Source organism: Mycobacterium persicum, assembly GCF_002086915.1.
Lineage (GTDB): Bacteria > Actinomycetota > Actinomycetes > Mycobacteriales > Mycobacteriaceae > Mycobacterium > Mycobacterium persicum.
In genome coordinates this window covers 724,083-730,985 of sequence record NZ_MWQA01000001.1, presented here as the reverse complement: position 1 = coordinate 730,985, position 6,903 = coordinate 724,083, and the positions used below count along the sequence as shown (strand labels likewise).

The 6,903-nt window shown below is 68.8% G+C and carries 6 protein-coding genes; 1 reads left to right on the top strand and 5 read right to left on the bottom strand.

Annotation, left to right across the window (positions count from 1 at the left end; genetic code table 11):
• Nucleotides 1-161: 161 nt before the first annotated feature.
• From B4U45_RS03235 to B4U45_RS03215, 5 genes are all read right to left on the bottom strand, one after another.
• The gene (locus B4U45_RS03235) at nucleotides 162-1,385 is read right to left on the bottom strand and encodes a cytochrome P450 (RefSeq protein WP_075545264.1); all 1,224 of its coding nucleotides are present in this window, start codon (nucleotides 1,383-1,385) and stop codon (nucleotides 162-164) included.
• On the bottom strand, nucleotides 1,378-3,102 hold the full coding sequence (locus B4U45_RS03230) for an N-acyl-D-amino-acid deacylase family protein (protein ID WP_075545263.1): 1,725 nt from the start codon (nucleotides 3,100-3,102) through the stop codon (nucleotides 1,378-1,380). The genes B4U45_RS03235 and B4U45_RS03230 overlap by 8 nt, the downstream gene beginning before the upstream one ends.
• A gap of 9 nt (nucleotides 3,103-3,111) precedes the next feature.
• On the bottom strand, nucleotides 3,112-4,305 hold the full coding sequence (locus tag B4U45_RS03225; RefSeq protein ID WP_075545262.1) for an amidohydrolase family protein: 1,194 nt from the start codon (nucleotides 4,303-4,305) through the stop codon (nucleotides 3,112-3,114).
• Between the two features lie 79 nt (nucleotides 4,306-4,384).
• Nucleotides 4,385-4,780, bottom strand: coding sequence for a type II toxin-antitoxin system VapC family toxin (locus tag B4U45_RS03220; protein WP_075545261.1), 396 nt, complete (start codon nucleotides 4,778-4,780; stop codon nucleotides 4,385-4,387).
• Nucleotides 4,777-5,040, bottom strand: coding sequence for an antitoxin (locus tag B4U45_RS03215; RefSeq protein ID WP_075545260.1), 264 nt, complete (start codon nucleotides 5,038-5,040; stop codon nucleotides 4,777-4,779). Before B4U45_RS03215 ends, B4U45_RS03220 begins: the two co-directional genes overlap by 4 nt.
• A gap of 348 nt (nucleotides 5,041-5,388) precedes the next feature.
• Between B4U45_RS03215 and B4U45_RS03210 the strand changes: the two genes are divergently transcribed.
• Nucleotides 5,389-6,825: an FAD-dependent oxidoreductase gene (locus B4U45_RS03210; protein ID WP_075545259.1), complete on the top strand. Its 1,437-nt coding sequence runs from the start codon at nucleotides 5,389-5,391 to the stop codon at nucleotides 6,823-6,825.
• The last annotated feature ends 78 nt before the right edge of the window (nucleotides 6,826-6,903 follow it).

Sequence of the window (6,903 nt, the reverse complement as noted above, 5' to 3'; positions counted from 1 at the left end):
GTGAACCAGACGGGCTATCTGTAGCCCCGTCTGGTTCACCAGCCGCCCCGAGCGTGTATTCACTGCGAAATCCGGCGCAATTTTTCGCACTACGTACACGTTCGACGAAGGGTTAGCTGTGAGTTGGCCGCGCCGACGACGCGCCATGCGGGAGGCCGGTGTCAGGCCGGCGCCGGCGTAAAGACGACCGGCAGCGCGGCCGGTGAGCGGAAGGCGACTCCGACCACATGCGGGGTCGGCTCGTTCGGGTCCAGCTGCAGCCCCGGCAGCCGATCCAGCAGCGCGTTGATCGCCACCGCGGCCTCCATGCGCGCCAGGTGCATGCCGAGGCATAGATGCGGGCCGCCACCGAATGTCAGGTGCGCGATGTTGGTGCGGGCGGGATCGAAGCGGTCCGGATCCGGATAGCGCGCCGGGTCCCGATTCGCGGCCGCGACGCTGACGCTGACGTTGGTTCCCGCCGGAAGCGCGATCCCGCCGAGCTCGCAGTCGCCGACCGCCACCCGCACCACGGTGGTGATCGGCGGCTCCCAGCGCAACGCCTCCTCGAAGGCGGCGCGGACCAGCCCGCGATCGGCCCGCAGCGCGTCCAGCAGGGCGGGATCGGTGAGCAGCGCGACCAGCAGGTTGCCCGAGGCCCGGTAGGTCGTCTCGACTCCGGCGGGCAGGATCAGCAGCAGGAACGCGAAGATCTCGTCGTCGGTCAGCCGTGCGCCGTCGATCTCGGACTCCGCAAGCGTGCTGATCAGGTCGTCCTGCGGGTTGCGTCGGCGCGCGGCGAGGATTTCGGTGAAGTAGGCCTTCAGCGATCTCGACGCGGCCAGCCCGCACTCCCAGTCGTAGACCACATTGAGCAGCTCGATCGACAGCCGCTGGAATTGCGGGTAGTCCTGTCGCGGCAGGCCCATGATCCGCGCGATCACCTGCACCGGAAACGCGAAGGCGAACTCGCGGGCGAGCTCGGCGCGCCCGCGTGGCGCGAACCGGTCGATCAGCTCATGGACCACCACCTCCACCAGCTCGGTGCGCCATCGTTCCAGCAGCGCGGACCGGAACGACGGCGACACCAGCGCCCGGCTGGCCCGATGCTCGGCTCCCTCGAGTTCCAGCAGGGTGCGGCCCATGACCGGGCCCATGATGTGCTCGTAGATCGACGAGGAGTAGGCATCCGGATGGGTGAGCACCGTCTGGCACTCGTCGTAGCCGAGCACCGTCACCCCGAAATCGCCGATCTGCCCGGCCCTGACCTCGGTGAAGGGGTTTCCGAGCATCACCCGGTGTCGCGCGCGTGCCTCGCGCAGCCGCTCGTGCACGTTTTCGACCTGCATGAGCAGCCCGCCCTGCAGCTCGGCCGGATCGAATTCGTCGAGGGCCGGGTCAGCCATGAGCCGACACCGTCTCGGTATCCCGCCCGGACCGCAGCACGGTGCCGGGCAGCGCCCCGGTGGCGACGCCGTCGCGGCACACCTCGACCCCACCGACCAGCACCGAGCTGATCCCGCGGGCGTCGGCGACCAACCGGGGCGCGCCCGCCGGCAGGTCGTAGCGGGTGCGTTCGGGGCCGTGGCCGACGGTCGCCGGGTCGAAGAGCACGAGGTCGGCGTGCCAGCCGGGCGCGATCCGGCCACGCTGCGTCAGCCCGTAGAACCGGGCCGGCACGTCGGTGATCAACCGCACGGCTTCCTCCAGCGTCACCACCCGGTGCTCCCGCACGCCCTTGCCCAGCAGCGACGTCGTGTAGATCGCGCCGCACATCATGTCCAGGTGGGCGCCGGCGTCCGAGCCGCCGATCACCGCACCCGGGTGCCGCCACACCTCGGCGCGCATTTTCCAGTCGGCGGCGTCATCGCCGGTCAGCGGCGGGGACAGCCCGGTGCGCAGCTCGTCGGCGATCACGATGTCCAATAGCGTGTCGAACGGCTCGCCGCCGCGGGCGGCCGCGACCTCGCCGACGCTGCGCCCCGTGGCGTCGGCGTTCTCCGGCGCGAACGTCTCGACGATGACCAGCCGGTCCCATTGCGCCAGGCCGCGCAGCATGCCCGCCTCCTTGGAGGCGGCGCCCTCGGCGAGCCGGCGACGCACCGCGGGGTCGGCGAGCGCGGCCAGGCGCTGCGGCACCGGCAGGTGCATGATGTCGCGCCACCCGGGCAGCCCGTCGAGCACGAAACCGGACAGGAACGAAAGCCGGATCTTCATGCCGTGCGGCAACGTGAGTGCCACCACCCGGCCGCCGCGTTCGGCGGCGACATCGTAGGCGCGCAACTGCTTTTCGTGCCCCGCCGGGTTGGCCGCCGAGACACCCAGCAGGTTCCAGTTCAGCGGCCGGTCGGCGGCCACGGACATGTCGGTGAGCAGCGCGATGTCGTCATCGGTGAAGCCGGACAGGCACCCGGGAATGATGGCCTCCAGCGTCGTGCCCGGGTGGTCGCGCACGCCGGAGGCCAGCGCCACCAGTTCGTCTCCGGAGGCGCTGCGCGACGGCACTGGCTGGCCGGAACCATCGTTGTGGGTGGGTGACTGCGAGGTGGACAGCCCGAGCGCGCCGGCGTTCAGCGCGTCGTGCAGCACCGCGACCATGGTGTCGATCTGTGCCAGGGTGGCCTGGCCGCCGACCGCGTCGTTACCCATCGCCGCCAGCCGCAGCGCCGAATGACCAACCAGGAAGCCGGCATTGACGGCGATGCGGCCCTGGAGGCGGTCGAGCCAGTCGCCGAACGATGCCCAGCCCCAGTCCAGGCCGGCGCGCAGCGCGTCCAGCGGCATCCCCTCGACCCGCGCCAGCATGCGGGTGAGGTAGTCGTGCTGGTCGGCTGCGGCGGGCGCCAGCGTGAAGCCGCAGTTACCGCCGAAGACCGTGGTCACCCCGTGCTGCACCGATGGGCTCGCGGTCGGGTCCCAGAACAGCTGGGCGTCGTAGTGGGTGTGCAGGTCGACGAATCCCGGCGCCAGCGTCTGGCCTTGGGCGTCAATCGTTTTCGCCGCTGAATCATCGCTTTCTCCTACGGTGACGATCCGCCCGTCACGGACGCCGACGTCGCCGTGGCGGGCGGGCGCGCCGGTGCCGTCGACGATCTCGGCGTCACGGATCAACAAGTCGAGCATCGGCCCCTCCTAACCGGTGGCCATCAGCCACCCGTCGTCGGGCAGCGGGTGGCGGAACAGCTGTGCGGCGTTGCGGTGGGTGATCTTGGCCGCGTCCTCCGCCGACAGGCCGGCGACGTTGCGCGCCACGACCTGTTGGGTGTCGGGCCAGGTCGAATCGGCGTGCGGATAGTCGCTTTCGACGAGGATGCGGTCGGCCCCGATCGCGTCCAGCGCGCCGAACGCGTGCGGATCATCGATCGAGCAGAACCAGAAGGTGCGGCGCAGCACCTCGCTGGGCAGCAGGTCGCTTTTCCACGAGCCGCCCTCGTGGCCCGAAGCAGAGTGCGCCAGAACGTAATCGGCGCGGTCGCCGAGCATGGCCGCCCAGCCCAGGCCGCCCTCGGCCAGCGTGATGTTCAGCCGCGGGAAGCGCACCGGAATGCCCGACCACAGCATGTCCGCACAGGCGACCAGGCCGTTGACCGGGAACAGTGTGGTGATGGTCTCGAACGGGGTGTCGAAGGCGGGGATCGGCGCCCACTGCGCCGACCCGGTGTGCAGGCACAACACCGTGTCGGTCTCCTCGCACGCGGCGAAGAATGGATCCCAGACCCCGGTATGCAAGCTGGGCAGGCCGCATTGCGCGGGCAACTCGGGAAAGCTGACCGCCTTGAACCCGCGGGCGGCATTGCGGCGGATCTCCTCCGGGGCCAGCTGCGGGTCGGCGAGCCAGGGCAGCTGCAGCGGGATGATCCGCTGCGGGTAGGCGCCGGCCCACGCCTCGAGGTGCCAGTCGTTCCAGGCGCGCAGCACGGCCAGCCCCAGCTCCAGGTCGTCGCTCTTCCAGAACACGGTGCCCGCGAACCCGGCGATCAGCGACGGAAAGTTCAGCGACGCCCAGATGCCGGCGAGGTCCATGTCGGCGATGCGGGCGTCGATATCCCAACAGCCGCGGCGCATTTCGTCGAACCGGGCGGCTTCCATGCTCCATTCGTCGCGCGGCCGGCCGATCACCGCGTTGAGCCCGATGTTCGGGTATTCCCGGCCCTCGTAGCGCCACACCTGGCGCCCGTCGTCGGTCTCGACGACCGTCGGGGCGCGGTCGGCCAGCGCGGCGGGCAGCCGCCCCGCGAACATATCGGGCGGCTCGATGACATGGTCGTCGACCGAGATCACGACGTGCTGTCGCTGCCGGGGATCGGGGTCTGGCAGCAGCGCCATACTTGATGACTATCGTCGGTTTTCCGGCGGTGTCAATGCCTTTTAGCGCTATCTATGCAATGAATATAAGGTTGGCTGGTTAGGTCAGTCGCGTGATCCCCGGGTAGGCGTCGAAGCCGCGGCCGAAGCTCATGAGCGTTGCGATGTGGTGCCGGACCATGACGGCCACGTGCAATGCATCCCTGGCCGACAGGGCTGGATAGCGCAACAGGGTGTCCTTCGCGTGCTCGACGTCGGCGCGGCCGATCGGCAACACCTCGTCGACCACGGCGAGGATCGCGTCGAAGGCCGGCTGGATCGCCTCGCGCCGGTTGATCGCGACGTAGCGGTGGCAGATCTCCTGCAATACCTCGGCGTCGGTGACCAGCCGTTCGCCGGCCGAGAGCGCGGCTTCCAGCAGGCGCTGCGCATCGAGCTTGTGCGGGTGTGCGGCACCCACCAGGTACATCGGGATGTTGGCGTCGACGAAGATCACTGTGTTGCGTCGGGCGGCTTCCGGTAACCGCGTTCGGTCTCTTCGAGCATCTGCTCGATGTCGGGTGCCGGAAACTCGTGAAGCACGGCGGTGCGGACCGCGCGCAACTTAGCCTCGAGATCGCCGCCCGGTTCTCGCTCCCGCGCTTCCCGCAGGGTGCGACGAACCCACTCGGAGACGGTCGTCCGATCCCGGCGCGCGACCTTTTGCAGTTCTTCCCATTCGTCGGCGTCGAGGAGGACCTGCAGGCGTTTACTCATAGCATGAGTATAAGTAGCTCATAACGGAGTATTGCGGGCCGTCGTCGGACCGGGTTCGGGACGAACTGTGTCGCGACATCGGTGCGCAGGCCATGCGCCCAGTCGGTGGCCCGGCTCGATTGCCTGCGGCATGACGTCACCGGCTACCCATCGGGGGTGGCCAGAATCTTGAAAAGCATGTTGTTCATATCCGTGAGTGCTCGGTCGTCGATGTGGTCGTGGAATTGGGCGAGTCCGTGCGGGGGTAACGGTTCGGGCACGTTCCGGTCATGGCCCGACACGTCATGCGCTACCGGGGTTCCCGATGCTCGACAATGCCGGACATGACGCAATCGGCGGAGCCCGACGTTGGCTCGTGAATTCTCGCGTCAGATGTTTCTGCGGGGTGCCGCCGGGGCATTGGCCGCCGGCGCGGTTCTAGGCCCGGTCCGGGCTACCGCGGAGCCCGCTACCTCCGGTTTGGACGGTCTGGCGGCGGCCGTCGGTGGCCGGGTGGTACGCCCGGACGACCCCCAATTCGCGGCGGCCAAACAGGTTTTCAACACGAACTACAACGGCTCGACACCGGCGGTGATCGTCACCCCGGCATCGGCGGCCGACGTGCAGAAGGCGATGGCCTTCGCCGCCGCACACAATCTCAAGGTTGCTGCGCGCGGTGGCGGACACTCCTATACCGGGGCGTCCACGGCCGACGGTGTGATGGTGCTCGACCTACGCCAGCTGCCCGGGGGAGTCAACTACGACGCCGCCACCGGGCAGGTCACGGTGGCGCCCGCGACGGGTTTGTACGCCATACACGAGGCGCTGGCCGAAGTCGGCCGCGGCATCCCGACGGGTACCTGCCCGACAGTCGGGGCCGCGGGACACGCCCTGGGCGGCGGTCTGGGCGCCAATTCCCGGCACGCGGGTCTGCTGTGTGACCAATTGACATCGGCGTCGGTGGTGCTACCCAGCGGCCAGACGGTCACCGCGTCAGCGACCAGCAATCCCGACCTGTTCTGGGCGCTGCGCGGCGGCGGTGGCGGCAACTTCGGGGTGACGACTTCGCTGACCTTTGCCACTTTCGCCACCAAAGACGTCGACGTGGTGAACCTCAATTTCCCACCGCAGTCGTTCGCGCAGGTCCTGGTCGGTTGGCAGAACTGGCTGCGTACCGCCGACCGGAACAGCTGGGCGCTGGCCGACAGCACCACCGATGCGCTTGGTACGCATTGCCGTATCCTCGCGACCTGTCCGGCCGGGTCCGGTGGCGCCGTGGCGAACGCCATCACGGCAGCCGCCGGCGCGCAACCGACCGGTACCGAGAACCACACCTTCAATTACCTGGACCTGGTGCGATATCTGGCCGTCAACAACCTGAACCCGTCACCGCTTGGGTATGTCGGCGGATCCGATGTCTTTCCCACCGTCAACCCGGCCGTCGCTGCCGGGATCGCCGCGGCGGTCGACGCCTTTCCCCGCGACGCGGGCCGCATGTTGGCGATCATGCATGCCCTCGACGGCTCCCTTGCCAGTGTGGCGCCGGGGGCCACCGCCTTTCCGTGGCGGCGGCACGGCGCGCTGGTGCAGTGGTACGTCGAAAACGCCGGTTCCCCGGCGGCGGCGACCAGTTGGCTCAACACCGCACACCAAGCGGTGCAACGGTATTCGGTCGGCGGCTATGTGAACTATCTTGAGGCAGGCCAGCCGCCGTCACGGTACTTCGGCCCGAATTTGGCCCGGCTGAGTGCGGTACGGCAGAAATATGATCCTGGCCGGGTTATGTTCTCCGGGATGAATTTGTAGCCAGCCAGTCTGCGTCGGCCGTCGCGGGCGGACCATGGTCGCCGAAACCATATGCGGGTTGCGTTGTTTCGGTCGCGG

Excerpts from the sequence above, each read along its gene's own strand:
- B4U45_RS03235 (WP_075545264.1), bottom strand. The coding sequence starts at position 1,385 with ATGGCTGACCCGGCCCTCGACGAATTCGATCCGGCCGAGCTGCAGGGC.
- B4U45_RS03230 (WP_075545263.1), bottom strand. The coding sequence starts at position 3,102 with ATGCTCGACTTGTTGATCCGTGACGCCGAGATCGTCGACGGCACCGGC.
- B4U45_RS03225 (WP_075545262.1), bottom strand. The coding sequence starts at position 4,305 with ATGGCGCTGCTGCCAGACCCCGATCCCCGGCAGCGACAGCACGTCGTG.
- B4U45_RS03215 (WP_075545260.1), bottom strand. The coding sequence starts at position 5,040 with ATGAGTAAACGCCTGCAGGTCCTCCTCGACGCCGACGAATGGGAAGAA.